The sequence below is a fragment of the Hydrogenobacter thermophilus TK-6 genome, assembly GCF_000010785.1.
GTDB lineage: Bacteria > Aquificota > Aquificia > Aquificales > Aquificaceae > Hydrogenobacter > Hydrogenobacter thermophilus.
In genome coordinates this window covers 1213112-1238654 of sequence record NC_013799.1, presented here as the reverse complement: position 1 = coordinate 1238654, position 25543 = coordinate 1213112, and the positions used below count along the sequence as shown (strand labels likewise).

General features: G+C 42.6%; 23 protein-coding genes. 10 read left to right on the top strand and 13 right to left on the bottom strand.

Annotated features, from left to right (window positions below; genetic code table 11):
- Positions 1–6: 6 nt before the first annotated feature.
- Together HTH_RS06840 and rgy are read right to left on the bottom strand one after the other, a co-directional pair.
- The gene (locus HTH_RS06840; protein ID WP_012963986.1) at positions 7–408 is read right to left on the bottom strand and encodes a hypothetical protein; all 402 of its coding nucleotides are present in this window, start codon (positions 406–408) and stop codon (positions 7–9) included.
- Positions 405–3845, bottom strand: a complete 3441-nt coding sequence (gene rgy, locus HTH_RS06835; RefSeq protein ID WP_012963985.1) for a reverse gyrase — start codon at positions 3843–3845, stop codon at positions 405–407. Before rgy ends, HTH_RS06840 begins: the two co-directional genes overlap by 4 nt.
- 76 nt (positions 3846–3921) lie before the next feature.
- Between rgy and HTH_RS06830 the strand changes: the two genes are divergently transcribed.
- Positions 3922–6747, top strand: coding sequence for an AAA family ATPase (locus HTH_RS06830; protein WP_012963984.1), 2826 nt, complete (start codon positions 3922–3924; stop codon positions 6745–6747).
- On the opposite strand, the gene bioF is transcribed toward HTH_RS06830, so the two are convergent.
- Genes bioF through HTH_RS06790 form a run of 8 tightly spaced genes read right to left on the bottom strand, consistent with a single transcriptional unit; the run spans position 6734 to position 14603 of the window.
- Positions 6734–7861, bottom strand: coding sequence for an 8-amino-7-oxononanoate synthase (bioF, locus tag HTH_RS06825; RefSeq protein WP_012963983.1), 1128 nt, complete (start codon positions 7859–7861; stop codon positions 6734–6736). The two genes, HTH_RS06830 and bioF, sit on opposite strands and share 14 nt — an antisense overlap.
- A gap of 3 nt (positions 7862–7864) precedes the next feature.
- Positions 7865–8608 (bottom strand): DsbC family protein, encoded by a 744-nt coding sequence (locus HTH_RS06820; protein ID WP_012963982.1) that lies wholly within the window; start codon positions 8606–8608, stop codon positions 7865–7867.
- Between the two features lie 53 nt (positions 8609–8661).
- Positions 8662–9264, bottom strand: coding sequence for a hypothetical protein (locus HTH_RS06815; RefSeq protein WP_012963981.1), 603 nt, complete (start codon positions 9262–9264; stop codon positions 8662–8664).
- Positions 9261–9830: a DeoR family transcriptional regulator gene (locus HTH_RS06810; protein WP_012963980.1), complete on the bottom strand. Its 570-nt coding sequence runs from the start codon at positions 9828–9830 to the stop codon at positions 9261–9263. The genes HTH_RS06815 and HTH_RS06810 overlap by 4 nt, the downstream gene beginning before the upstream one ends.
- A gap of 40 nt (positions 9831–9870) precedes the next feature.
- Complete coding sequence (pseG, locus tag HTH_RS06805; protein ID WP_012963979.1) at positions 9871–10848, bottom strand: UDP-2,4-diacetamido-2,4,6-trideoxy-beta-L-altropyranose hydrolase; 978 nt, start codon at positions 10846–10848, stop codon at positions 9871–9873.
- Complete coding sequence (locus HTH_RS06800; protein WP_012963978.1) at positions 10838–11914, bottom strand: hypothetical protein; 1077 nt, start codon at positions 11912–11914, stop codon at positions 10838–10840. Before HTH_RS06800 ends, pseG begins: the two co-directional genes overlap by 11 nt.
- The gene (locus HTH_RS06795) at positions 11911–13947 is read right to left on the bottom strand and encodes an aminotransferase class III-fold pyridoxal phosphate-dependent enzyme (RefSeq protein WP_012963977.1); all 2037 of its coding nucleotides are present in this window, start codon (positions 13945–13947) and stop codon (positions 11911–11913) included. The genes HTH_RS06800 and HTH_RS06795 overlap by 4 nt, the downstream gene beginning before the upstream one ends.
- Entirely contained in the window at positions 13944–14603 is a 660-nt protein-coding gene (locus HTH_RS06790; protein ID WP_012963976.1) for a class I SAM-dependent methyltransferase, read from the bottom strand. The genes HTH_RS06795 and HTH_RS06790 overlap by 4 nt, the downstream gene beginning before the upstream one ends.
- Before the next feature lie 106 nt (positions 14604–14709).
- Here HTH_RS06790 and pdo point away from each other — a divergent pair, with 106 nt between their 5' ends.
- The 6 genes from pdo (at position 14710) to HTH_RS06765 (ending at position 19875) form a co-directional block, all read left to right on the top strand.
- Positions 14710–15390, top strand: a complete 681-nt coding sequence (gene pdo, locus HTH_RS06785; protein WP_012963975.1) for a protein disulfide oxidoreductase — start codon at positions 14710–14712, stop codon at positions 15388–15390.
- Complete coding sequence (locus HTH_RS06780) at positions 15377–15700, top strand: tetratricopeptide repeat protein (protein WP_012963974.1); 324 nt, start codon at positions 15377–15379, stop codon at positions 15698–15700. The genes pdo and HTH_RS06780 overlap by 14 nt, the downstream gene beginning before the upstream one ends.
- Complete coding sequence (locus HTH_RS06775) at positions 15664–16422, top strand: DUF3108 domain-containing protein (RefSeq protein ID WP_012963973.1); 759 nt, start codon at positions 15664–15666, stop codon at positions 16420–16422. Before HTH_RS06780 ends, HTH_RS06775 begins: the two co-directional genes overlap by 37 nt.
- A 76-nt stretch (positions 16423–16498) precedes the next feature.
- Positions 16499–16945, top strand: coding sequence for a hypothetical protein (locus HTH_RS10100; RefSeq protein WP_014462626.1), 447 nt, complete (start codon positions 16499–16501; stop codon positions 16943–16945).
- A complete protein-coding gene (locus HTH_RS10095; protein WP_232500418.1) occupies positions 16926–17603 on the top strand; it encodes a transposase in 678 nt (225 codons plus the stop codon). Before HTH_RS10100 ends, HTH_RS10095 begins: the two co-directional genes overlap by 20 nt.
- A 10-nt stretch (positions 17604–17613) precedes the next feature.
- Positions 17614–19875 carry an endonuclease MutS2 gene (locus HTH_RS06765; RefSeq protein ID WP_012963972.1) on the top strand — a complete coding sequence of 754 codons (2262 nt, stop codon included), beginning with the start codon at positions 17614–17616 and terminating at the stop codon, positions 19873–19875.
- Here HTH_RS06765 and HTH_RS06760 read toward each other — a convergent pair.
- The 3 genes from HTH_RS06760 to HTH_RS06750 form a co-directional block, all read right to left on the bottom strand.
- Positions 19872–21164 carry an NAD(P)/FAD-dependent oxidoreductase gene (locus HTH_RS06760; protein ID WP_012963971.1) on the bottom strand — a complete coding sequence of 431 codons (1293 nt, stop codon included), beginning with the start codon at positions 21162–21164 and terminating at the stop codon, positions 19872–19874. The genes HTH_RS06765 and HTH_RS06760 overlap by 4 nt on opposite strands.
- A 148-nt stretch (positions 21165–21312) precedes the next feature.
- Positions 21313–21666 (bottom strand): hypothetical protein, encoded by a 354-nt coding sequence (locus tag HTH_RS06755; RefSeq protein WP_012963970.1) that lies wholly within the window; start codon positions 21664–21666, stop codon positions 21313–21315.
- The gene (locus HTH_RS06750; RefSeq protein WP_012963969.1) at positions 21666–21983 is read right to left on the bottom strand and encodes a hypothetical protein; all 318 of its coding nucleotides are present in this window, start codon (positions 21981–21983) and stop codon (positions 21666–21668) included. Before HTH_RS06750 ends, HTH_RS06755 begins: the two co-directional genes overlap by 1 nt.
- Before the next feature lie 79 nt (positions 21984–22062).
- Here HTH_RS06750 and HTH_RS06745 point away from each other — a divergent pair, with 79 nt between their 5' ends.
- From HTH_RS06745 to petA, 3 genes are all read left to right on the top strand, one after another.
- Positions 22063–23193, top strand: coding sequence for a glycosyltransferase family 4 protein (locus HTH_RS06745; protein WP_012963968.1), 1131 nt, complete (start codon positions 22063–22065; stop codon positions 23191–23193).
- 31 nt (positions 23194–23224) lie between these two features.
- On the top strand, positions 23225–24574 hold the full coding sequence (locus HTH_RS06740) for a glycosyltransferase (RefSeq protein WP_012963967.1): 1350 nt from the start codon (positions 23225–23227) through the stop codon (positions 24572–24574).
- A 446-nt stretch (positions 24575–25020) separates the two neighbouring features.
- Complete coding sequence (petA, locus tag HTH_RS06735; RefSeq protein ID WP_012963966.1) at positions 25021–25539, top strand: ubiquinol-cytochrome c reductase iron-sulfur subunit; 519 nt, start codon at positions 25021–25023, stop codon at positions 25537–25539.
- Positions 25540–25543: the final 4 nt, after the last annotated feature.

Genomic DNA, 25543 nt, shown 5'->3' with positions numbered 1-25543 from the left:
TTACCTTCAGGAGAAAAAGACAAGCCTTATCATCCATCCTGTGAAGAGCTGAAACATAACTATAAGGATACCAAGCACACTCACATATATACCTTTTCTGCCAACATCAGCCCCTTTAAACCAGAAAAGGAGAAAGGATAAAAGAGTGTATACAAACAGAAAGATGCCGTTCCATTTGTGGGGAAATAGCCAAACACCGGGAGCTTTTGACTGGACGAGAGGCACATTTGATACGGAAAAGCCGGCAAGAACTGCTATCAGTGAAACAAGTATAAGAAATCCGTGCATAACCAGGGCATACCTGAAAGCTTGACTGTTTTTTAGCAGAGTAAGACTAAGGGCATAAAGCACAAAAACAATGAGCGACAGGAGGATTGTGGTGTAAGCAAAAAGCGGGTGAAGGATCATCTTTCCACCTCCAAAGCTGGTTCTAAAAACATTATACTTCTGTATAAATTTTTCAGTATGTTCTCATAATTTGCACTTCCCTGTTCCACCATATCCATGAGGTTTTCAAGCTCTCTTGTATACTCCTCTGACAGAAAGCCTTTTATTTCTTCTCTTTTGCTCAGATATTCATACACCTCTTTGCCAAGCTTGGTAGGTATGAGAAATCCCTTTCTCTCTATAATGTACCCCCTCTCCAAAAGCTTTTCAACTATGGTGGCGTATGTGGAAGGTCTTCCTATACCCTTTTTCTTCATATCCTGAACCAGCTCTCCATGGGTGTAAAGGAAGGCTTTTGGGAGTTCTCTGAGTTCCTTTTTATCCTCCACATAAACCTTACCCTCCAGCGTAGGATGGGTTTCTAAATGGAGAAACTTGTCCCAGCCATCTTCAAGAACATCCACCACCAGCGTATGCCTTTGCTCAGAGGAGAGTGCTCTTATTAGCACCTCAAGGGTTCTTACCTTAACAGGTCTTGTCTGACTTGCCATAAACCTTCTGAAGATAAGCTCATAGAGCATTAAGTGCTCTTTACCTATACCCTCTACTTGCCCACTTAGCACTATGGACCTTAGCTCTTCTGTATCCAAGGGCTTTGTTGGTCTTATGCATTCATGCGCTCCACCTTCCGCCCAGGTCCTCGGATGAGAGTATGCCTCCCCGAGTTCTTCTTTTATATACTCTTTTGCAACGCTTATTCCTTGGTCCGACACTCTTGTAGAATCCGTCCTGTGATATGTGATAAATCCAAGCTCAAATAGGGTTTGAGCCAACTGCATAGTTTTGGGAAGTGAAAACCTGTATCTATCGCTGGCATCTTTGAGGAGGCTATCTGTTGTATATGGAGGCGGTGGATTTTTAAACTCTTCTTTAGTTTCAAGTACTTCAAACTCAAGGTAATTGAGCTTGTTATAAAACTCCCGAGCCTCCTCTTTGTTCTCAAAGCTAAACTCTACCCTGAAGAGTTTGCCATCTTTTTCCACCCTCACTACTACCTTGTATATCTTCTTCCTGTACTCTTTTTCTCTTTCTATGATCCAGCCAAGGACTGGCGTTTGAACTCTGCCAGCCGAGAGCCAATTTTTGCCAAAGGCTTGCTGCAAATACTGAGAAAACTCAAAACCTATCCACCTGTCTGCAACTCTGCGTACCACCTGGGCTTTTGCCAAATTGACATTAAACTCTCTTGGCTCCTTTATGGCTTTGACTATAGCCTTTTTGGTAACTTCATGAAACTCCATTCTCTTTATGTCTTTCACATACGGCTTTAAAAGTTCCATAATGTCCCAGCCTATCTTTTCTCCTTCCGTGTCAGGGTCGGTTGCCACAAGCACCTCACTGACTTCAACAGACATCCTTCTGAGACTATTTATGACCTCTTCTTTTCCTTCTATGCTCTCGTAAACAGGTACGATTTGGGAATTTACATAAACACCATGAAAACCCGCTTCTTTGTTGAGGTCAAGTATGTGTCCGAGGGAGGAAGTGATCATGAGGTATCTGTCTTCAAGGGAGGTCTCAAGGACCTCGTGCTGTCCTATCCTCCTTCTTACTGCCTTTCCAAAGAAGTTAGCTATGGTTTTTGCCTTGTTGGGAGATTCAACTACTATAAGTACGGGCTTTAAAAGGTCCGGACGCTCCGTTGCAGCCTCACCGCTTAGATACCTTTTAACCTTCTTTCTGTCCTCTTCTATCTGCGAAAGCAGGCTATCAAGGTCCACAGAAGATACAGGGACAAAGTTTATATCCTCGCTAAACCACCTTACTTTCTTCTTAAGGTGGTTAAAAGCCCTTTTATCGTCAATTAAAGTTATGCTAAGTCCTTTGGTAATGCCTCCGGCAAACATTCTGGAAGTTCTCCCGCTGGCCTGAATATAGCCCGTCGCGTCCGAAAGGACCATCTGGTAGTCTCCGTCTTTAAATCTCAAGGTTATGTCCTCAGAAGTTTCAAGGAGGCGAAGGACCTCCTCCTTCATAAGGAAATTCTTTACCTCCTCTCTTAACTTTTCTATCCTCTCTTTTAGGTCCTTTTTATCTTCCATGTACTGGTCGCTTATATACTGATACCTTTTTAGCCTGACTATCCAGTCATCCACCCGATTTATATAATCCTTGATATGTTTTGCTATATATGGTCTTATGGAAGCCAGAGCCCAGAGCAAGTGAGAGAGATTCTTCTCAAACTGCAAAGATAGCACTATCTTGGGAACTCCATAAAATATGGCATACCTCACCACATGAGGCATGTCAAAGCCCCTTGCTAAAGGGTTTCTGTAAGAGGCTATACCAACAATCACATCCACCTTTCCCCTTTCGTAATCAGACAGCTTACTTTCGTCCATGTCTTCGTAAGAGACAGCACTTATATTAGCTTTTTCCAGCTCTCTTATTAGCTTTTCCACCTCCTCTTTACCTTTGTCAGAGGATACAAAAACAAGCCCCCCTTTGCCTAACTTTCTTATCCACTCTGCAAGGCTGAGCTCTTGGTAATCCGCATAAGCATCCACTATGTTTCTTAGGTAAAAGGTAGGCGTTCCTATCTCAAAGCCAAGAAGCTCTCTAAAGAGCTTTACTCTGCTGGATTTGGGGTTAGATGTGGCGGATGACACCACCAAAACTCCCTTTACCTTTTCAGAAATGCTTTTTATTTCATTGGATAGCTCCCTTATCTTTTCCCAGTCCTCCTCTGTTTTTTTAAACTTCTCCTTGATTCTTATCAGATTCATAGCTTTTTCCACATCTTGCTCTTTAAAGCCAAGAAGGTAAAGAGCCTTGTCTATGTTCTTGGCTGTCTTTAAAAAGGAGTCCACATCGTCCACAAACACAAAGGAGATGTCTCTAGGTATAAGGTGGTAATTTTTGTAGAGAAACATGGAGGTGCTTACAAGTATTAAAAACTCCCCTTTTGTTAGCCTTTCCTTGTTTTCCTCCTTCTTTTTGCCTTCCTCATCACCAAAAGCAAGAAGAAGTTTTTTATCCGCGCCCATTTTTTTGAGCCTTGCGCTCACCTGCTTTACAAGTAACTTGGTGGGAAGCACTATGTAAGACTTTTTCCCCTTGCTGGCAAGGTAAAGAGCCATGGATATTCCAAAGGAAGTTTTACCTATACCGGTTGGAGCCAAAAGAGCAAAGGAGCTTCCCAAAAGTACTCTCTTTGCCCAAGAGACTTGTAGACTCCAAGGTTTAGATTTTATGTGCTTCTCAAAGAGCTTCTCCCAATCACTCACTTGCTCAAGAGCGGTGCAGAGCTTCTTCAAACTGCCCTCTTTTAGTGCTTCGCATAAGTTTTTATCTTCATCAGGCATACAGTTCTGACAGGGAAGTCCCTTTATGAGTCTTTCTGCAGTTATGTCTCCTCCGCAGTTGGGGCAAAGTTTAAGCAATAAACTTTTAATCATGATTTATTATCTTAAGCCAAACTCTCATAATGTGTATCATACTCCTTCATGCTCTGCTTCTATTATTATTTAAAGAATGAGCTTTTTTGAAAAACTTTTTCAGCTAAAAAAGAGCAAGCCAACGCAAGAGATAAAAGTAATAGTAGGTGATAAAGAGATTGTGCTTGAAAAAGATGAGAGCTTGGAGAGGGACAGCGATGCTCGTATAGAAGAGTTCTGGATAGAGACCATAGGAGTATCCGAAGATGGCTACTGGCTTTTGGTGGGAAGAAGGCACGGCATAATCCAGTTTTATGACTGGAAGGGGAAACTCCACAGACTTCCAGCCAGACCTCCCGCACAAGTAATCACTGACATAGTCTTTAGGGGCAACTACTTGGCGCTTCTAACACCCCCCTATCTGCTGGTTTATTATATGACAGACAAAAGACGGCCAGAAACTTGGAAGAGTGTAAAGTTTTCGCAGGAAGGTATAAGACCATCTTCTGGGCTTGACATCAAAAGAGGCACATTAGCCTTTGGAACTGTAGGTGAAAGGATATACACCATAGAGCTTGTTGGAGATCTAAGCGTGGAGACCATAGATTTTACAGGAAGCTTTAGCTACAGAGATGCAGGCATAGGTCAGCTTGAGGTGCTAAAAGTGTTGGAGGATGGTAAGCTCTTGCTCTCTGGCAGTGATGCAGTCGCCATCTACGATAGAGGGGGGAACTTGCTAAAGGTTATGCCATACCCTGCCAAAAGGTCCCTCTGTCTTAAGGGAAGCTTAGCCATCTTTGGTTACCAAAGCAGCATAGCAGTTTATGACCTTAATAGCCACACCCAGGTGGCAAGTCTGGACCTTCCCATAAACCCCTCCCAATTGGACATATCCCAAGATGGGAGGATACTCTTTATAGCTGATGCTGAGAATAACAGGCTTGGCATAGTGGACCTTGAGAGCATGTCTTACCTTCAGACCTTAGAGGGTTTTGGCTACTCGGTGGTAAGAGTAAGCCCAGACGGGAGCATATACACATGTGCTTACCAAGATGATGAAGAGAAGAGGCTTTATTACCTTGTAAAGCTCTCTTCCAACCTTTCGGAATTTTATTACACGCAGGACCGCATAAAGCAGATGATAAAGAATGCGGAAAACTCTTACAAAAACCTCCAAAAGAGACTCTCCTCTCTAAAAGATGGTGAAAGCCTTGAAAACCTAAAGGAATACAGAGAGGTCCTCTCCCTTGATGCACCCATAAGACAAGTCAGAGAGATCATAAGCAAGGCTGAGGAAGACATAAAGAAGGCGGAGCTAAACCTGTTTATTAAGCGCCTAAAAGAAAAGCTATCCAACCATCAGATAGAGGATAAAGACTTAAGGGAGATTGATGACTGGATAAAAGCCTTGCAAGGTGAAGAAAGGCAAAGCCTGGAAAATCTAAGAGAGCAGGTAATAGAGTACTTTGACAGAAAAACCAAGGAGCATCTTGAGAGAGTGAGAAAAGCCCTGAGCCAAATTCAGGAAATGGACCTGAAAGCCATTGAAGGTATAGATGAGGTAAAAGAGGCAAGAGCTTTCTTTTTACTACTTCCCAGAGATATGCAGACAAAAGCTCAGGAGGAGCTTGTAAAACTCTTTCAGGAGAAACTTCTTGAGAGCAGGTTATCAAGGTACAGGATAGTTATTGAAGATTCGCATGTTATATTTGGTAGCGAAAGCATAGAGAAGTTTTCCGGTGAAAGAAGAAGACTGCCTTGGAGGCTTCAAGCAGAGGAAAAGTACAGCGCAGATGGGCAGGTTTATGTTAAAATTAGCTTTGAAAGGTCGGATGGAATAGTTAGAGAACCAAAAAGATACTCCAACATACTTAAGGCTGAGGAGATAAAACATCCACCTAAGTGGATAAAGTCCTATCTGAGGCACCTCAATGGGCTATTTTCCTATCAAGAGTATAGACTTCCACTTGTGGTGTCCTATGAAGAAACACCCTGGTTTGTTCAGAACCTTGAAAAACTCACATCCCTGATAAAGGAGCAGTTAATATACAAAGAGGGTATACTCATCCTTGAGGGAGATGCAGGTGTAGGAAAGAACTTTCTGGTAGAGGTCTTCTCTGCGCTGACGGGAAGACCCCTTTACATCATTCCCTGCAATTCCAAGATGGAGAGGGAAGACATAACCTTCATGTATGAATTTGACCCCAAAAGGGGCACCAGGAAGGTTTATTCGGACCTGGTAAAGGCTTTGCAAACACCAGGTGCAGTCATTTACTTTGATGAGATAAACACGCTACCTGCATCTCTTGTAAAGATGTTTAACCCCTTGTTTGACTACAGAAGGTACTTGGTGCTTTCCTCCGGTGAGGTGATAAAGGCAAGGAAGGATGTGATACTTTTGGGTGGTATGAACCCCCAAAACTATCTGGGAGTTTCGGAGCTACCTCAGGATATAAAGTCAAGGGCTGACATTCTCTACATTGATTATCCCCCCTTCCAAGCAGAGGGTGGTTTTTACTATCCAGACGAAGCGCTTATACTCAAGGATCATGTGCAGGGCTTTGAGCATATATCGGGTAAAGAGTTTACATATCTTTGGTACTATGTGATAAATTCTGTCAAAACTGAGCTGGGACAGAAGCTTTACACTCCACAGAGGGAAGAGAAGCTGCTTATGATCTTTGACCTATTGACCATAGCTAACGCCATAAGGAACGCCTACAGGGCTTACCAAACTCAAAAGTCCGAAGAGCCTGTTGAGTTTGTGTTTTCCATAAGGGATACCATAAGATGCGCAAGAAGGTTAGAAAAATACAAAAACGCCAAAAGTGCAGTGTTAGAAACTATACTTCCCAAGGTAAGCTCTCCTTTGGAGAAAGAGATCATAAAGGATATGGTAGAAAGGTCCGTCAGCAGGCTATAGCTACGCTTTTTATTGATGAGAAGAGAAGCTCAAGGTCCTCCTCCGAGTATCTTAGGCTGGCAGTAAGTCTGAGCCTTGCCTTTCCAATCGCTACAGTGGGATGCCTTATAGCCTGAATAAAAACACCCCTTTCCAAAAGAGCATCTCTTATGCTTAAAGCTTTCTTCTCATCGTAAACCATTATGGGGATGATGGGTGTTTGGTGAAAGCTTATATCAAAACCAAAGCTCCTCAGGTTCTCAAACATGCGCTCTGAGAGAGTTTTCAACTTTTTTACTCTCCACGGTTCTCTCTCTATGACCTCAAGGGACTTTTCCGCACCTGCACACAGGCATGCAGGTAAGGAAGTGGAAAATATTAAACTCCTTGCCTTGTTTACAAGATACTCACAAAGCGCTTTAGAGCCACATACAAAGGCACCGTAAGAGCCAAGAGCTTTTGACAGAGTCCCCATGAGTATCATAAACTCTTCCCAGCTTTCCGAAAACTCTTCAAGACCACCTTTTCCACTTTTTCCTATTGTTCCCGTTGCATGCGCCTCATCAAGATAAAGCATGCACTCGTATTCTTTTGCCATCCTTTTGAGAGTGCTGATGTTTGCCACATCCCCATCCATACTAAAAACCGTATCGCTAACTATGAGACATCTTCTAAAGCTCCTTCTGTGCGTTTGCAAAAGCTCTTCAAGATGATGGTAGTCTCTGTGTCTAAAAACAAAAACACTGGCTTTAGAGAGTCTGCAGGCATCTATGATGCTGGCGTGATTTAGTTCATCACTAAAAATGGCATCTTCTTCCCTAACAAGGGAAGATATGGCACCCAGGTTGGCAAGGTATCCAGAGCCAAAAACTACGCAACACTCAGTCCCCTTAAACTCAGCCAGCTTTTCTTCCAAAGCTTTATGATATTTAGTGTACCCAGAAACTAACTGTGATGCTCCAGAGCCAAGACCGCCATCTTTCAAAACCCTCAACGATACCTCAATAACCTCCGGGTGATCCCTAAGACCCAGATAGTCGTTGGAACAAAAGTCCAAGATACCCTCCCTTAGACTTCTGCTCCTATAAAGGCTTGCCTTCTTTATCCTATCAAGCTCCTCTTTTAACCATTCCATACATCAGTTTATCAGCTTGTTCAGGTCCTCCTCCGTAGGTACTCCCGATTGCATTTTGCCGTTCATACCCACAAAGGTAGGGGTTCCATTTACGCCTAGCTGACTCAAAAACTGAAGGTTATCGGTGATAGCCTTTTTACCTTCATCGCACTGATTTTTTGACTCATACCCCTTTACCAGTTCTTCCCATCCCTTCTTATCACACACAAGAGCCACAGATTTGCCAAAGGCTTGTGGATGTATAGGAAGAGGGAAGAGAATTACTTTTATCTGCACTCCTGCTTTTTTAGCCCAATCCTCTATTATGGGTTCGCTTTTCTTACAGAAGGGACAGTCTGGGTCCGTTATGTAGTAAATGAACTTCTTGCCCTGCCCGTAGGTGAAGTTTACGTGCTTTTCCAGCTCTTTAAGCTGGTCTGTGGATACTTTCATAAACTCCTGCTGTCTTTCTCTGGTTAAGTTTTTCTTATCCTTCAGGCTTATGATGTTGCCTGCCACTACATAATTACCTGTGCTATCGGTATAAAACACCAGAGGTTGCGCACCTACTTTAATAACAACTTCGCACAGTCCATTGATCTCTTTAACTCCAGAGACTGATTCCACAGTAAAGTCCTGTGGTATGAGGTCCTTCACTGAATTTTTAACAGCGTCTTTGCTGGGACATTTGGCGGAAGGCGCTCCGCATGAGGATGAAACAGCTAAAATAACTGTGGACGAGAGCAGAATACATAACTTTTTTGTCATAATCTTCCTCCTCACTCTAAATTATACTCCCTCCAGTGAATTTTTCCAAGAGGTTACTTGTTTTTTACCTCAAAGGGAAAGCTCACGCTTTTAGTCTCTCCGTTAACTCTGTATGTTATCTTCAATGTTACGTTTTTGATTTCCTTGGGAAGCTTTTGAAAGTAAAGGAAACCTTTGAGGGTAGCTTTGGGCTCCACTGTGCCGTATACGAAGGCGTAATTAAGTATATCCGGATAGGTGGGTGGATAGTAAGGATAGTAGGGATACCAACCAAACCAGTAGGGGGAGGAGTAATATGCTATACCAAGGGAAAAACCCACACTGTAGCTTAGCATGGAGGATACTTCACCGGGAGATAAGGCATTGTATTGGTTGCCTTTGTCATCCAAAAGATATATACCGTGCCTATCTATACTTATATTCTTCTGTGATAGGTTTTTCACTTCCATGTACAGGGGCGTGACATAGTAAGAGAGGTCCGAGGGCGAATACTTCCATGCCTGCGCTTTGACAAGTATCTTTACTTGTTCACCTTCGTATACAGACATAAAGTTTTCTCTGTTTACCTTAAGTCCGTCCTCCAGAGGAAGCAGCTTGGGAGCAGGTGCGCATCCAGCAAATAAGATAAAACAAGTGTATAAAAATAGCTTTTTCATAGCTTTATATCCACCCTCTGTCCCCTTTTCATAAGTTCCCTTATGCCCTCAACACCCTTCTCAAAGTCCGTTACAACACCACCAAAACCCTTTGCAAACTTTTCTGCATCCTCTCTGCTGGCAAAAGCTATGGCTGAGGGGCTACAGCAGGGCAATGCAGAAGATCCTATTACATACCAAGCTGAGTAGCAGCTTATGGGATTTCCTGTTATAAAGTCCCATGTCATACATGCCTCAACCTCATCTTCCTTTATGTCTTTGTATAACAAAAGACCGCAGTGAGCACAGCATGCTTTTACCTTTCTGTTTTTAAGGTGATATATAAATTCAAGTCTTCTATCCACAGCCTTTGTACAGTAAGCGCATGTATCTATCTTCTCCTCCTTTAAATCCTCTTGGGTTCTCAATCTTAGCTCTCCGTGCTTCCTTATTATCTTTCCCTCCTTTTCAAGCTCTCTCACATCCCTGTAAATAGTCATGAGAGAAACACCAAAGTATTGTGAAAGAGCTTTTACATTGTCATAGCCCTGATTTATAAGTTCAACTATTTTCTCCTTCCTGTCCATATTTAATAATTTAAGTCTTTTGTTAAAGTGTAGATGAATGTTAACTAATTTTATGGGCTACCCTTCTTGCACCCTGACCATCCACCAGTCTTCTCCCAACTGTACTGGAGAAAAGCCTGAGTTGGTGCTTAAGAAGTTTTTCAACTGCTGCCAAAACCATCTCTTCTATGTTCTCATCTTCCCACCAGCCTGCATAGAGAGCAAAGCCTTCCTTATGCCAACTCTTGCAGTTTAAAAGCTGATTATCCGCTACTGCTACCAATACAGAAGGCACACCAACTGCGGCAAGCTCGTAAGTAGTCTGTCCTCCTGCGCTTATGGCTATATCTGCCTTCAACATGAGGTTTTTCATACCTTCCGCAGGTAGGTTTTCGTATATCTTTACCTTCTCAGAAGCTAATGCGTATAACTCCTCTCTGTTTTTATAGCTTGAACCAACAACTACCAGCTTTTCCAAGTACGGAAACTCCCTTTCAAGAGCATTAACCACCTTTCTTGTCATACCTTTGGAATCATCACCTCCAAAGGTTATGAGAACCTTCTCTACCTTTTCCCTTATCTCCTTCTGCTGCACCTCCCAAAAAGCTCTTCGCAGGGGAGTATACTCACTTCCTAAGAGATATACAACATCTCGCCTCTGGGGATAGTTCAGGTCCTTTGCGTATACGCTACCATTTAGCACATAGCCACATGGATACGCCATCCTCCCAAAGTCATCAATAAAGAGATTTCTGCCTGCCTTTTTACACGATATCTCATAATGCTCAGGCTTTGCAAGATAGGAATCTATCACTATAAGGTGTGCATCCTTTAGCTCCCTTTCAAAAAGCTCTATATCTTCAAGCCAGTCAAGGAGTTTTAGAGGTCTATTCAATGCTGTCCTTACTTCCTCTGTGCCTCTTATCACAAATAAGCATTCGCCAGAGACCTCTTCAAAAGCTTGACAGAGAGAAAGACAGCGCATCAAATGACCAAATCCTATACCTTTACCTCCTTCGGTGAAGAACTTAATCCTCAAGGATCTCAAACTCCGCAAGTCCTATGCAAGCTCTATGCTTTTTTTCATCAAAGGGTTTTTCGTACTCTCCGTATCCATGAGTGAAGTTGGCACCAGAATAGTATATCTTTAGCCTGTTTCCTTCAATGATGGGCTGATTTGCCGTGGTTATCATACCATTATGCCAGTCTTCTAAAGGTATTAGAGGTTCGTCAGAGAGTCTTTGCCAGTGTAAGCTGTCTTTGCTGTATGCTAAGTATAGTCCTATCTTACCTTCGTGCGTTCCCCTTTCAAACTCGTAGTCTATAAAGAAAAGCCAGAGTAAGCCAAGGTAGTAATCTTTGTAATTGAAAGGACAAAGCCCGTAAAAGTCCGCCCAGTTAAAGCCCAATTTCTGAGCAAGCTTATCTTCCTCCTGCGAAGGTATCCATACGGTTTTGGGTTTTGTCCAGTTTAAAAAATCCTTAGATGTAGAAAGTCCAACGCATCTTCTTGTTCTTCCCTCAGCATCCATCTTGTATGTCTTCACCATGGCTTTGTACAGTCTTCTTTTTCTATCATAGAAAACAGGCGCCACATCGCTATACCAGACCTTTTTAGTCTTTCTGTTGGGAAACTTGAGCAAGGGTATTACTGGATTTGCCTCGTACTGGATAAAATTTATCCCGTCCTTTGAAAAAGCTACGCAGTAGCCTTCTTGGGTGTATCCAAAGAGTTTGTAAGGGTATTCATCTTCTGGATTATGCAGGACAGAATGGATGTGATAGTTTGCTACCACATTGCTCATACATTCCAAAGACTTGGTGCTGTGGTAAAAGTCTAATATTTTGCCCTCCACTTCTACAGTAGGATAGAGATAAGGCACCGCCTCTTTGAGAGGTTTTATGAGGGGCTTTTTCCAATTAATGCCGTCCTCAGATTCGGCAAGGCATACAAAAAAACCTATACCGTCCAAATAACTCTGGTAATACATCCTGTAGCCGGTGGATAGCTTTATCACCGAGCCATACAGGTATGTATGCACCCCCTCCCACGGATACTCTGGACAGATTAACTTTTCCTTTCTTATCAGCCTTAACCTTATCACGGCTTTCTAAAAACTGGTTTTATAACCTCACCTTCCAGAAGCTCATCCACCATATCATACTCAAGGGCATACTTGAGTATGTCCAGAACCTGATCGTATACTCGTAGGGTTTCTTCTATATGCTCATCTCTGTGAGAGTAGCTTATGTTGTGGGAACCACTAAAAAGCACACCCCTTTTGGCACATTCCTGTTGAAAGAGAGTCTTGAGTTTTAAGCCATCCTCACCTGCAAAATCAACTACGAATCTGACAGGATAACCTTTGACTTTCACCACATCCTCAAGTTCCTTTTCCTCTACAAGTTTTAGTATGCCTTCCCTCACCTTTTGTCCCTTCTCCCAAAGGTAAGCTATTACTTCATTCTCTCTCATGTAATTTATAACTGCTATGCTGCTTGCTATGCTGGCAGTTTCGCCACCAAAGGTGAAGGAGAAGAAGACATCTTCAAAAAGCTTCATAATATCCTCTCTTCCTACTAATGCTGATATGGGCATGCCGTTGCCCATCGCTTTGCCAAAGCAAGCAAGATCTGGCACCACTCCAAAGTAATCCTGCGCACCTCCAAGGGAGAATCTAAAGCCAGTGACTACCTCATCAAATATCAGTAAAGCGCCATGCTTGTGGGTAATTTCTCTAACTTTTTGCAAAAAGTTATCTTTGGGTTCTTCTATGCCCACAGGTTCCATTATGACGCAGGCTATTTGGTGGGGATATTCCTCAAAGAGCCTCTCAAGACTCTGCGGGTTGTTGTACTCAAAGGTTAAGGTGAGTTTTTTAACAGCCTCTGGTACGCCCATACTCTTTGTAGTGGTGCCTATGTACCAATCCTGCCACCCATGGTATCCACAGCACGCTATCATATCTCTGCCTGTGTATGCCCTGGCAACTCTGACCGCTGCAGAGGTAACATCCGAACCATTTTTACCAAATCGGACCATCTGCGCGCAGGGTATTATGTGAGTTAAAAGCTCTGCAAGCTGTGCCTCAAGTCTGTGGGGTAGAGTATAAACAATACCTTTCTCCAGCTGCTTTTTTACCTGACTGACCACAGGTTCAAAGGAATAACCGAGGATGCAGGCTCCAAGTCCCATGGTATAGTCTATGTAAGTGTTTCCGTCCAGATCCTTCAGATAAACTCCTTTTGCCTCCTCCACAAACAGGGGGCTTGCACCCACAGAGAACTGCAGGTAAGATTTGCTGAAGGTTTGTGAGCAGTTGGGAATGAGTTTTTTAGTTTTTTCAAAATGCTTCAAACTCTCTTCTAACCTTAGAGACTTACCCTTAAGACCTTTCACAAACTCCCTATCCTCTTGTATAGACCTCAGGTATCCTTCGTTGGGGACTATCTTTTTATCTCTCTCTAAGAGATGGGGTTTTTCCTTTATAAGTTTTACCACATCCTCATAGGTAAAATCCTCCCTTCCGAGTTCTCTCAATAGTCTTTCTATAATCATAAGGTCCTCTGGATAATCCACGCTCAAGTGTATCTGAGAAAGGTCCTCTTGATGACAATTCAGGAAGAGCTTTTTAGCCTTTCGGGATTTTCTTATGTAGGGACTAACATGCTCCCTTTCGGATGGCAGTCTGGCTGATAGGTCCGCTTTCAATATCCACTCACCTCTTATCACCTCCACGTCAAAACCGTCTATGATCCCCGCAAGCATCGTATAGTCAGAGTCTTCCTGCAAGGTCTTTTCAAGGGCAAAATCCACAAGTTTTGGGTCTACAAGTGGACAGTCTCCAGTTATTCTTATCACATAATCAAGTCCGAAATCTCTAACCGCTCTTGCGTACCTGCTTAGCACATCAAAGGGATCCCCTCTTAGAACCTTCCAGCCTAAGGCTTTGGCTGTTTCCTCTATGATATCGTCCTGTGAAAGGTTTGAGGTAGCCACCACCTTCTCTTGAGCTTTTGCCCTCCCAGCTCTGAGAAGTACCCATTCTAAAAGCTTCTTACCGTTAAGGTTTGAGACCATCTTCTTAGGAAAGCGAGTAGAACCGTTGCGTGCCTGAACTACAAGCCCCACCTTCATAATACCTTATCCTGTCTCAGATAAAGCTCCTGTTTCCTTAAAAGGCTTACGCAAAAGAGGTTTGCCAGATTTATTTCCTTAAACTCCTTAGTATCATGGTTATAACAAAAACTTGCAAGTTCAAGGTAAAGTCCTGAGCTTAAAAACATCTCTTTGTAAGGCTGTTTGTAAGTATACACCTCTTCCTGCACATGATGGTAAGGATTTTTCAAAAGCACAGGTAGCTGAAAGTCACCAATTACCAATGCGCCACCCTCCTTTAAAGCCTTATCTATGTTTGCCACAACCTTAAAAAGATTCTTCCTGTCTATCCAATGAAATACACTATTTACTATAATGAGGTCAAACTCTTCTGAGAAATCCATCTCCTCAGCGGTAGTTGGGTAAAACTCCAAAAAAGGAAAGCTCTTTTTTCCATCTTCAACAGCTTTTTGGGAAGGTTCTACTGCTACACATCTGCAGGCATACTTTTCATGCAGTCTTGCAAGTCTGTAGCCGTTGGAAGCACCCACTTCAAGCACACTACTCTTTTCGTTTAAAAGCCCGTATGTATCCAAAAGCCATACTATAACATCGTCTTTGGGTTTTAAGCTTTCTCTGTTTCTCTCAAACCACCTGTCCGCCTCTTGACTTTTGAAAACCTCCAACTGGTTCATCCGCCCGCCTCCTTGCAAATATCATTTTAATGCAATTATACTTTTTTTGTTGGCACTTGCATTAAGGTACTTAAGAATATAATTATATTCTTAAGGAGGTGTGAAGATGCTTCTCAGCCTTGAGGTAAGATCACAGCTAAGAGATATTCTCTCCAAAGAGCTTGAAAACAAAGTAAAGCTAAAACTCTTCTCTCAGGCTATAGGATGTGAAACATGCCAGGTAGCTGAAGAGCTACTAAAGGAAGTTTCACAGATAGAACCCGAAAAGATAGAGCTTGAGGTTTATTCACCGCTTATAGAAAGAGATGTGGCGCAGGCTTACGCTATTGAAAGGGTGCCTACCATAGTTATAGAGGGTGAAAAGGACTACGGCATCAGATACATAGGACTGCCTGCGGGTCTTGAGTTTAGTACGTTGGTGCAGGGTATAGTGCAGGTGTCCAAGAGAGCACCCAGACTTTCAGAAAAGACCGTTGAGATGTTAAAGAGCATAGATAAGCCTTTGGAAATTATGGTATTTGTTACAACCTCGTGTGGATACTGTCCATCTGCGGCAATAACCGCCATGAACTTTGCCATTGCCAGCGACTACATTAAGGCTCTGGTGGTGGATGCCAGCGAAAACCCTGACCTTGCGGAGAGGTTTCAGGTGGTGGGTGTGCCTAAGATAGTGATAAACAGAGGGCTTGTGGAGTTTGTGGGTGCGCAGCCAGAAAACGCTTTCCTGGGATACATAATATCCGCCTACGAGAAGCTAAGGAGGGAAGAAAACAATGGACAGGCTTGAATACTTTCTTAGCCTTCTTGAAAAAAGTCCCAACAATCCAATGGTGCACTACTCCTTAGCCCTTGAGTATTTCAACAAGAAAAACTACGAAAATTCCGCCAAGCACATGGAAGAATACTTACAGCTTAAAGAGGACGAGGGTGCAGGCTACAAAGTGCTTGCCAAGTGCTATGAAGAGATGGGACAGTATGAGAAAGCTATGAAAGCTCTGGAGGAAGGCATAGAAAAAGCTATAAAGCACAATCACCCTTCTATGGCTGAGGAGATGAGGTCTTGGCTGGAAGACTTAAAAAGGCTCTACTCCTTCTGACCTTTTTGCCCCTTTTCTCCTTTGCAAACCACCTTACCGCGTGTTATAAAGCTTACTTTCTGTTTTTGCCCGTTGCAGAAACCTGTATAACATACAAAGATGAGGGGAAAAACCTTAAAGTGTCAAGTGTTGTAAGGACCATAAATGTGGGAAGGCTAGTAAAAAGAGTGTACAACAGAGGACAGGCAACTATAGATAAAGATCCTTTAAGTCCTGTCAGGTTTGAGTACTATCAGGAAGAGGGAGAGTTCAAAAGATATCAGGAGTATAGATTTAAGGATGGGAAGATATATGTAAAGGAGGTAAAGTACAAAAAGCTCACCAATGAGATTGAACGAAACGAAGAGAAAGTTTATAAGTACTCGGGCTATGTGGAACCATACACAGCAAGCCTATTGCTTTACAGAGATTCTGCTATAAAAAGCTACGGGACAGTGCTTATGTTTTACGATGAGAAGGATTATGTACTACCATATTCGGTAATAAAGGAGGAGTATGCGGATACGGAGGTAGGTGGCTTTAACACAAGGGTGATTGAGGTTTCTCCCAACATAGAAACTAAGGGACTTTTAAAGCCCAAAGGTAGGTGGTATCTGTGGCTGGATGAGGAGACCTACCTGCCTGTTAAGATGAGGCTGAGTTTTGTCATCGGCGGGGTGGAGGCGGTTTTAACCAAGCTGGAGGGGGACAGATACTTACTCAGGAAGCTCATCAAAGGCTGAAGGTGTTGAAACTAATAACTGATTTTATAGTCCTTTCTTGACAAATGAGGATGAAAATAGTTAAATAGACAGAGAGATGAGAGTGCAGGAGATAAAAAGAAGTTTATTATTCAGTTTAGAATTTGCAAATACTGGTAAGAAAAAGTTTCTTGATAGTCTATGGGAAGAATACAGAAAGGCTTTACAATATTTTGCGGATAAGGGATTTACAGAAGATAGGTTTCCTACCTATGAGGATGTGAAAAACTATCCTTATGATACCTGGTTATCAAAGAGATATCTGGGATGTGCTTTAGCTCAGGCAACTGACATATTGAAAAGTATCTTTGAAAAGAAAAAGAAAGGCAAAAAGATAAGCAAACCTGAAATCAAAAGAGTAAGTAGCAAACTGGATCAGAGATTTTACAAATTTGAGAAGGGAGAAAACTCATTTGATTTCTGGTTTAGACTTAGAGACCCAGAAGGTCAAAGATGGATTAATTTTCCAGTTAAGAACTATGATTATGCAAAAAAAATACTTTGATGAATGGGAAATGGCTTCGGATGTGGAGTTGTTAAAGAAAAACAATAAGTGGTTCTTAAAGCTGACTTTCAAAAAGAGAGTTGAATTGAAGGAAAAACAACCAAAAGGAATTGATATTGGATACAGAAAGCTTTTAACTTTATCTGATGGGCAGGTTTTTGGAAGAGAAGTGAAAGAAATCATTGAAAAGAGGATTTTACCCAAAAAACAAGGAAGTAAAAGGTTTAAGAGAGCTTTGCATTTTCTGAAGACTGAAATAAACAGAATTTTGAAACGAGCGATAGATGGGACTTTTAGTCCTGTTTTAGAGAACCTGAGAAATCTCAAGAGAGGAAAAAGGGGGAAATGGAGCAGGTTGGTTAACAGGAGGTTTAACTATTGGACTTATTCTTATGTTTTAAAGCGAATAAGGGAGCTGTGCGAGGTAGCTGGAGTCCAGTGGCGCATAGTTCCTGCTTTTAACACCAGCAGGAGCTGTCCCCAGTGTGGTTATGTGGACAGTGCAAACCGTGATGGGGAATGGTTTCACTGCATCAGATGTGGATATGAGAATGATGCTGATGTAGTTGGGGCGGTGAACATTCTCCAACGGTTTGGTAGGGAGCCTATAGTCCCCTACCCTGCAAAACTCCCTTTTATGGAGAATAAATGTCTATAAAGGGGGAACTATGAGAGAAAGAGATTTGGAGAGGTTAGAGTTCTTTAAGGTGCTGGAAAAATTAAAAGAGTTTGTGAGTTCAAAGGCAACCGAGAGGTTCATAGATAGTTTAAGACCTATAAAAGACCCAGATGACCTGAGAAGGCAAATAAACATCACAGCAGACTTTATGAAGATGGCTGAAGATGTACCCATCTACCCCTTTGACGATGTGGAAGAGCTAATAAAAAAGTCTTCTATAAAGGACGCTCTACTGAGTGTGGAGGAGATACTATCCATCCTGAAGGTTATCAAGCTCCTGAGGGAGATAAGAAAAGTAATAGGAAGCCAGGTAAGCGTATATCCCCACCTGCAGACTCTTGTGAAACACCTTCATCTCTTTTCAAACCTTGAAAGCGTAATAGAGTCATCTGTAGATGTGAGAGGCTTTGTAAAGGATTCTGCCAGTGAGGACCTCAGCCAGATAAGACAAAAAATCAGGAGCGTGGAGAAGGAGATCGTGAAGAGGTTAGAAAGCCTTCTTTCAAGACCTGATGCGGTAAATCTTTTTTCGGATAAGTTTGTAGCCTTCAAAAACAACAGATATGTGCTTCCTGTCAAAAGTTCCGAAGCTAAAAAGATCATAGGTATAGTTCATGGCACTTCCTCCTCTGGCTTTACTACTTACATAGAACCCCACCATGTGGTGGAACTTAACAACCGCCTTATAACTTTGAGGGACGAGGAGGAACAGGAGGTAAAGAGAGTCCTGAAAAAAATAACCGCCTATATAGGTGAGGAATCTGATAGATTGCACGATGCCTTTTTGACGCTTTTAAGGGTGGACTTCCTTAAGGCTGTGGCTAAGTTTTCCAAGCTCATAGGTGGTAATCTCATAAATATTGGTGATGCTATAAAACTCAAAGAAGCAAGACATCCTCTGCTCATCTTTCTAAAAGATGAGGTAATTCCCGTAAATATAGACCTCTCAGAGAGAAAGGGCTTGGTTTTGACAGGTCCCAACACGGGAGGTAAGACGATAGCACTAAAAACCCTTGGGCTTTGCTGTCTTATGTTTCAGTGCGCCCTGCCTGTACCTGCAGGAGAAGGCAGTCAATTACCTGTCTTTGAAAGCATATTCACCGATATAGGTGATGAGCAAAGCCTTCAGCAGAATCTTTCAACCTTCTCAGCCCATGTGTCCAACATAGTGGAGTTTTTACCGCTGGTAAACGAGAAGTCTCTTGTTTTGCTGGATGAGTTGGGTGCTGGCACGGACCCTATAGAGGGTTCCGCCTTAGGAATAGGACTTTTGGAGTATCTTAGCCAGAAGGGTGCTTATGTGTTTGCAACCACTCATCACACACCCATAAAGCTTTACGCCATAAACTCTGACTATTATACACCTGCAAGCGTAGCCTTTGACAGGCAGAGCCTGCAGCCCAAGTATGCAATACTTTACAACACGGTAGGAGAGAGCATGGCTTTTGAGGTGGCGGAGCGGTACGGAATGCCTAAGGAAGTTTTAGAGCTATCTCGGAAGCATCTTCCCAAAGGGATGCAAGAGTACAAAACTGCGAGAGAGAACTTGGAAAATTACATTAGAGAATACACCGAGAAGCTAAAGGAGGTAGAGCAGTTAAAGTTAGAGCTTGAGAAGACAAGGAAGGAGCAGGAGAAACTCCTTTATGAGCTTGAAAGAGAGAAACAGCAAAGCTGGGAAAAGGTGCTAAAGGATGCGCTTGATTACTTGGAAAAACTCAAAAGGGAGGGAGAAGAGATGCTCAAAAGTGCCAAAGAGAGGCAAAGACTCAGAGAGTTTGTAAGAGAAAAGAGAAAGGACATAGAGAAGAAACTCTCTGTAGAAGAGGTAAGAGTTGGCGATTGGGTGGAGCTTATGGGTTCAAAAGGTAGAGTGGTTGAAATAAAAGGTGACAGAGCTGGCGTTATCTTTGGTGGTGTGAGAGCTTGGGTGAGTCTGAAGGACCTAAAAAAAACAGACCCGCCCACAAGGAGTGAGGAAGTGGTAAGTTTTGAGATAAGAAAAGGTTTGCCCTCTGAGATAAATCTTACAGGACTTTCCGTAGATGAGGCGCTCCGCAAGCTGGAGCTTTTTCTGGAGGAGGCTCACAAGCTGGGTGCAAAGAATGTAAAGGTAATTCACGGTCATGGAACTCTGAAAAAGACTGTGGAGGAATTTTTGTCCAATTCTGACCTGGTGGTTTTCCACAGGGAGGCTTATCCAAAGGAAGGAGGCACAGGTGCCTCCATAGTGTATTTACGAAAGGATTAACAGGGAGATCCTGGAGAACCCGCACAATCCTTGCACAGATGTATGGGATGGACACTAAACATAAGCTTTAGCATGCCTTCCTCAAAGAAAGGAGCCACATCACCTGTCTTTACCTTCCACATGAAGTACTTTTCAAAGGCGGACTTAAACCAGTGCATCCAGACAGCCTTCTTGTATTTGACCACAGACCTGGGTGGAAGGACTGGAGAAGCAAAGAATCCCATAGCATCCCCTCCCATATCCGCCACGCATATGGCAGAAAGCTCAGGTGCATACCTGTCTGTGGAGTTTCTTATGTCGTTTACTATGTTGTGAGCAACAGCCAAAGCCATCTGCTCAATCATCATGCCCGTCTTGGGTGCGCCTGTAGGTATAGGTGTTTGTTCAACAGGAGGTATAGCAGTTACTACACCTACGCCAAATATGTTTTTGTATGTAGGATTCTGAAAACACCTGTTTACTATAACCATCTTGTTGGCAGGATTTGCCACCTTATCTCCCGCGGAAGCCACCACATCTGGACCCATGAATCTTGGCATAATCATGGAAAGCTTGCACGGAACCTCATAGGTCTTTCCTTCTAAGTCTTCGTAAATAACTTTATCAGGCTCCACCTTAGTTATCTTCACATTGGCTATGTATTTTATACTTCTCTCTGCCATGGTGTCTTCCATAAGCCTTCGGGAGGGTCCAACCCCACCAAGCCCCATGTGTCCCACATAAGGTTCTGAGGTTATATAAGTTATAGGCACTTTGTGTCTTATACCCCTCTTTTTAAGCTCGTGATGAAGCATAAAGGCAAACTCGTAAGCAGGACCAAAGCAACTCACGCCGGGTATGGCACCCACCACCACATGTCCAGGGTCTTTATAAAACTCCTCAAGTTTTCTGTTTAGTTCCATAGCATGCTCTGCAGTACATACGGATGTGGAGTGCTGTTCTTGGCCTTCCGCGCCAAAGACCAGCTTGGGACCAGTAGCTATAACCAAGTAATCGTAAGAGATCTCCTTGCCGCCTGTAGTTTTTACCTTGTTAGCATCAGGGTCTATGCTCTCCCCGTTCTCGTTAATAAAGTCTATGCCGTGCTTGGAAAGTAAGGGAGCCAATGGCATAGTAATGTCATCAAATTTTCTCCAACCAAGGGCTAAGTGAGGATACGCAGGCGTAAAACCAAAATAGGGTCTTCCTGACACCACTGTGATCTTAAGACTTTTGTCCAGCTTCCTCAGATCATAAGCGGTGGCTATTCCACCCATTCCACCACCAAGTATAACTATGTGCTTGCTCATAACTTAACCTCCTTAAAAACTTTTATTACACCAGCTTATAATTATATAAGAATTTCCATCACAAGTAAAAGGTATTAAAAACTCCTTTTATCTCTTTTGCTTTTTGGTGATATAATTAATCCGTTATGAATATACGCCGAGTGAGAAATTAGGCACATGTCAGAACCTCCCTTTTTCTAAAGAAACTATAACCCAAAGCATAAGCATATAAGTAGGTCAAAAACGTAATCCCCTTCCTCCACCCACTCACATAGTTAAACCTCTTTAGCCATGAAAACACCCCCTCCACTACTTGCCTATGAGCTTTCTCTTCCTTGCTCTCACATACCTTCACATACTCACAATGCCTGTATCCTTTGTCCCCTATTAGCTCAAACCTCTTCAATAACTCCCTCAACCAAAACCCCTTACTTACCCTTAGCTTCAAAGACTTAACCTCGTTCATACTCGCAGGATGAAACCAAAGGTCATAAACAATACCATCTGTGTCACAAACTACCATTACAAGCACTCCATAGCATAACTCCTCAATACTTCTCTTTTGTAGTGTTCACTGTATAACCTCCTCAATTTTAGAACTATTACTGCCATAACTCTTGAATGCATATAATATCTCAGGATTTTGTATATCCTTTTAATCCTTGTTTTCCTGAAGATGTGGTAGGACTTGAGCTTGGGATGTATTAGGAATTGAGCGAGTTTTAGGACAGGTGTGTTTGTTATGCAGGAGAGGATGAATAGAGTAGCTATTTGGGCGTTGGAGATTTTGGGTTTTCTGCCTGCTTTGGTTTTTCTGAGGGTTTCTTCTATGAGTTGCATAACTGGGAGGAGTTTATTAGAGACTATTGTTTGGCAATTCTGATTTTCTCACTCAGCGTATTATAATATTAACGAGAGAATGAGGGTGGCGCAGGTAGGACCACTCATATACCAAATACCACCCCAAAAGTACGGCGGAACAGAGCTGGTAGTTTATAACATCATAAAAGGTCTTAGGGAAAAGGGTATAAACTGCACTCTTTTTGCTACTGAAGGGTCTCAGGTGGACGCTCGTTTAGTTCCCATATGCCAGCCGCTTGGTTGGAAAGACCAGCAGAAAGTTGCTTATTACGAGTATCTTGAAGCATGCCAAGTGCTTGCCAAGCAGGAAGAGTTTGACATCATACACATTCATTTTTACCCCCATAACCCTCAGTGGTTCTTTACTCTTACCCTTTTGGAAAAGCCGGCGGTATTTACCATACACTCACTTCTGGAAGGGTTTTCAAGGCTATACAAAAGGTTTCCATATTTGGCTTATGCTCAGCTGGTGTCTATTTCCAACAATCAAAGAGAACCGCTACCTTTTGCTAACTATGTAGCCACGGTGTATAACGGTATAGATGTAAGACTCTTCCCCTACCAGCCAAAAAAGGAAGACTTTTTGGTTTTTATAGGTAGATCTACCTTTGAAAAAGGCGTAGCCGAAGCTATAGAAGTTGCCAAACGCCTTGGTAAAAAGCTATACCTAATGCTGAAAGTGGACACACCACAGGAAGAAGAGTACTTCCAAAAGTACATAAAACCTCGTGTGGATGGTAAAAAGGTAATCTTTGTTGGAGAAGTAGAGTTTGAGGAAAAGGTGGAATACCTAAGCAAAGCCTCCGCCTTCATATTTCCCATGCAATGGAGAGAGCCTTTTGGTCTTGTGATGATTGAGGCTATGGCTTGTGGAACTCCTGTGTTTGTGGCAGACAGGGGCTCTGCCAGGGAGATAGTACTGCACGGCAAGACAGGAACTCTTGTGAAAGTGAGAAAGCGTCCAAAGTTTATGGATGAAGACTTAATAGAAGGACTTGTAAAAGCTTACAAAAAGTACATTGATAAAATAAACCCAGAAGATTGCAGGCGGCACGTAGAAGAAAACTTTACATACCAAAAGATGACAGAAGGCTACCTACAAGTGTACCAAAAAGTTATAGAAAGCTGGGATGAGATAAGGAAAAAGATTCTCTCTTATAGACCTGATTTAATACTCACCAAAATCTAGCAATCTTTAACCAAAAGGGAGGTTGGATACTATGGAGCTGTTTTTCTTCCTTTTTGGGCTTTTGCCTTATACAATAGAAACCTATTTTCTGAGAAAGGCTTTTGACTACAAAAAGCCTGAAAGTGTAGAAAGCTTTCACGATCAGTTTGTTAGCGTGCATGTGCCAATACACAAAGAGCCACCTGAGGTGGTTCTTCAAACCCTTGAAAGTTTAAAAAAACAAGACTACAAGGAGTATGAGGTGTTAGCGCTGGTCAACAATACCCCTTGCCGCCACCTTAGAAAACCTATAAGTAAATACTGCCAGGAGAGCGAGGTTTGTAAATATTACCACATACGAACCCATGGCTTTAAAGGTGGGACTCTTAACAAAGCGCTTGAGCTTATGAACCCTAAAACCCAGGTGCTGGCTGTAGTAGACAGCGATTATACAGTAAGAAGGGACTTTATAAAAAGGGGTGTTAGCTACACACAAAAAGGTTGGTCTGTAGTACAGTTTCCCCAAGACTACAGGGACTATCCCAACACGCTCTTTTTCAGGGCTATGTACCTGTCTTATAGGTACTTTTTTGCGGTGATAATGAGAATGTGTCATGTGCTGGAGGCTGTATCCTTTATGGGAACTGTAGGGTTTATAAAAAGGGAATGTTTAGAAAAAGCCGGTAGGTGGAGTGATGAAGTGATAACCGAAGACAGCGAAATGGGGCTTAGGATAAACCTAAAGGGTTTTAAGGGTGCTTATGTGGACGAGAGCGTGGGAAAAGGTCTTATGCCGTTCACATGGTTTTCCTGCAGGCAGCAAAGATTTAGGTGGGCATATGGCAACGCACAAACAATACTTAAACATTTTTGGGAGTTAACCTTTGGAAAAAATCTTAGAGCAAAACAAAAGGTAGCCTTTTGGATACAAAACGCAGTTTGGCACACTCCTTTGTTAATTTCCTTAGTCTTTTCTCTGCTAGGAGGGTGGTTAAGTTGGCTGGGGGTCGGGCTACTGAGCGGATTTTTGCTTTCTAGGGTTTACAGCTTTATGCACATCTACAGAAAATTGGACGGAATTTCTTATTCAGACGCTTTTATAGCTCTGCTTTTTTACTTTTCGCTCTTCTTTCCTATGAGCTACGCACCTATTAGAGCTTTCCTTAAGCTAAAAGTGTCTTTTTACAGGACACCCAAGTCCAATGTTAAAGAAAGACACTTGTATATAGGAGAGTTTGCTATGCTGATTTTAACATTTATTGTGCTTATTGCAAGTCTAAAGGGTAAAAGGTGGGAAGGGGTATATGTTTGCATTGTTTCTTTTCTGTTCTTTGTATGTTTTCTGGTGTTTAGCTGGCTTGGCAGGAGACCATGTCAACTTTTAACTTCCAGTAAGGTATAGACTTCATGCAGTTTCATATTTTGCATTCCAAACAACATTGCTCTTCCCAAAGGTCTTTATTTTGCTCTCATTCAAGTAAACCCAAAATGCCTATGCGTACATGGCTCTAAGTACCTTACTTACTGTACTGAATGGAACCACTCCCGTATAGCCTCTATGCTTACCTTATGGCCTTCGTCCAAGAGATATTTACGCCTTTTGCCTTAATACTTGCAGGGACTTTATGCTAAAGGTTTAGCATATTATATTCTCAATTACATCCCCTTAGGAGGAGGGGTACTTTTTTCTAAGAAGCTACAGGCTTTCTGAATTTCTCACCCGGCGTGAGTTTATAATTATATGCAAGAATTTTTAAATAGACAAAAAGTATTAAAAACCCCTTTTATCTCTTTTGCTTTTTGGTGATATAATTAATTCGTTATGAATATGCATCAGGAGGTAATACCATGGAAGCCTCAAGGAGAGACCTCATAAGTCTTGCCATAGGCGGGCTGGGAGTAGTGGGTGTTGCAGGGGTTTTGTATCCCATAATTAAGACTCTTGCTCCCAGTGCCGCATCCTTAGCTGCTGCTAAGGTGGAAGTGGACATATCACAAATCCCGGAAGGGACTGTAAGGGTGGTCTCATGGAAGGGCAAGCCTGTTTTCGTGGTGCATCTGCCCACCAACTTCCAGTGGAACGGTACTACCAAGGAGGATAAAAACAGAAAACTTCTTGAGGGGCACAGTGCTTATGCTCTCATAGCGGTTTGCACGCATCTTGGATGCATTCCTCTTTGGAAACCTCAGGGTGAAGCTGAATACAACTATCCAGTCTTTCACTGTCCCTGTCATGGAGGCTTTTACTCACCGTGGGGTGATAACATAGCGGGTCCTCCTCCTTTGCCTCTTCACATACCACCCCAGAATCTTCAAGGTAATAAGCTGGTCATAGGTGAACCCGGATTTATAAAAGAACAAACCTGAGGAG

What these genes read in the sequence shown, in the direction of transcription:
- HTH_RS06840 (WP_012963986.1), bottom strand. Translation starts at nt 408, where the DNA reads ATGATCCTTCACCCGCTTTTTGCTTACACCACAATCCTCCTGTCGCTC.
- rgy (WP_012963985.1), bottom strand. Translation starts at nt 3,845, where the DNA reads ATGATTAAAAGTTTATTGCTTAAACTTTGCCCCAACTGCGGAGGAGAC.
- HTH_RS06830 (WP_012963984.1), top strand. Translation starts at nt 3,922, where the DNA reads ATGAGCTTTTTTGAAAAACTTTTTCAGCTAAAAAAGAGCAAGCCAACG.
- bioF (WP_012963983.1), bottom strand. Translation starts at nt 7,861, where the DNA reads ATGGAATGGTTAAAAGAGGAGCTTGATAGGATAAAGAAGGCAAGCCTT.
- HTH_RS06820 (WP_012963982.1), bottom strand. Translation starts at nt 8,608, where the DNA reads ATGACAAAAAAGTTATGTATTCTGCTCTCGTCCACAGTTATTTTAGCT.
- HTH_RS06815 (WP_012963981.1), bottom strand. Translation starts at nt 9,264, where the DNA reads ATGAAAAAGCTATTTTTATACACTTGTTTTATCTTATTTGCTGGATGC.
- HTH_RS06810 (WP_012963980.1), bottom strand. Translation starts at nt 9,830, where the DNA reads ATGGACAGGAAGGAGAAAATAGTTGAACTTATAAATCAGGGCTATGAC.
- HTH_RS06795 (WP_012963977.1), bottom strand. Translation starts at nt 13,947, where the DNA reads ATGAAGGTGGGGCTTGTAGTTCAGGCACGCAACGGTTCTACTCGCTTT.
- HTH_RS06790 (WP_012963976.1), bottom strand. Translation starts at nt 14,603, where the DNA reads ATGAACCAGTTGGAGGTTTTCAAAAGTCAAGAGGCGGACAGGTGGTTT.
- pdo (WP_012963975.1), top strand. Translation starts at nt 14,710, where the DNA reads ATGCTTCTCAGCCTTGAGGTAAGATCACAGCTAAGAGATATTCTCTCC.
- HTH_RS06780 (WP_012963974.1), top strand. Translation starts at nt 15,377, where the DNA reads ATGGACAGGCTTGAATACTTTCTTAGCCTTCTTGAAAAAAGTCCCAAC.
- HTH_RS10100 (WP_014462626.1), top strand. Translation starts at nt 16,499, where the DNA reads ATGAGAGTGCAGGAGATAAAAAGAAGTTTATTATTCAGTTTAGAATTT.
- HTH_RS10095 (WP_232500418.1), top strand. Translation starts at nt 16,926, where the DNA reads ATGCAAAAAAAATACTTTGATGAATGGGAAATGGCTTCGGATGTGGAG.
- HTH_RS06765 (WP_012963972.1), top strand. Translation starts at nt 17,614, where the DNA reads ATGAGAGAAAGAGATTTGGAGAGGTTAGAGTTCTTTAAGGTGCTGGAA.
- HTH_RS06760 (WP_012963971.1), bottom strand. Translation starts at nt 21,164, where the DNA reads ATGAGCAAGCACATAGTTATACTTGGTGGTGGAATGGGTGGAATAGCC.
- HTH_RS06755 (WP_012963970.1), bottom strand. Translation starts at nt 21,666, where the DNA reads ATGGTAGTTTGTGACACAGATGGTATTGTTTATGACCTTTGGTTTCAT.
- HTH_RS06750 (WP_012963969.1), bottom strand. Translation starts at nt 21,983, where the DNA reads ATGCAACTCATAGAAGAAACCCTCAGAAAAACCAAAGCAGGCAGAAAA.
- HTH_RS06745 (WP_012963968.1), top strand. Translation starts at nt 22,063, where the DNA reads ATGAGGGTGGCGCAGGTAGGACCACTCATATACCAAATACCACCCCAA.
- HTH_RS06740 (WP_012963967.1), top strand. Translation starts at nt 23,225, where the DNA reads ATGGAGCTGTTTTTCTTCCTTTTTGGGCTTTTGCCTTATACAATAGAA.
- petA (WP_012963966.1), top strand. Translation starts at nt 25,021, where the DNA reads ATGGAAGCCTCAAGGAGAGACCTCATAAGTCTTGCCATAGGCGGGCTG.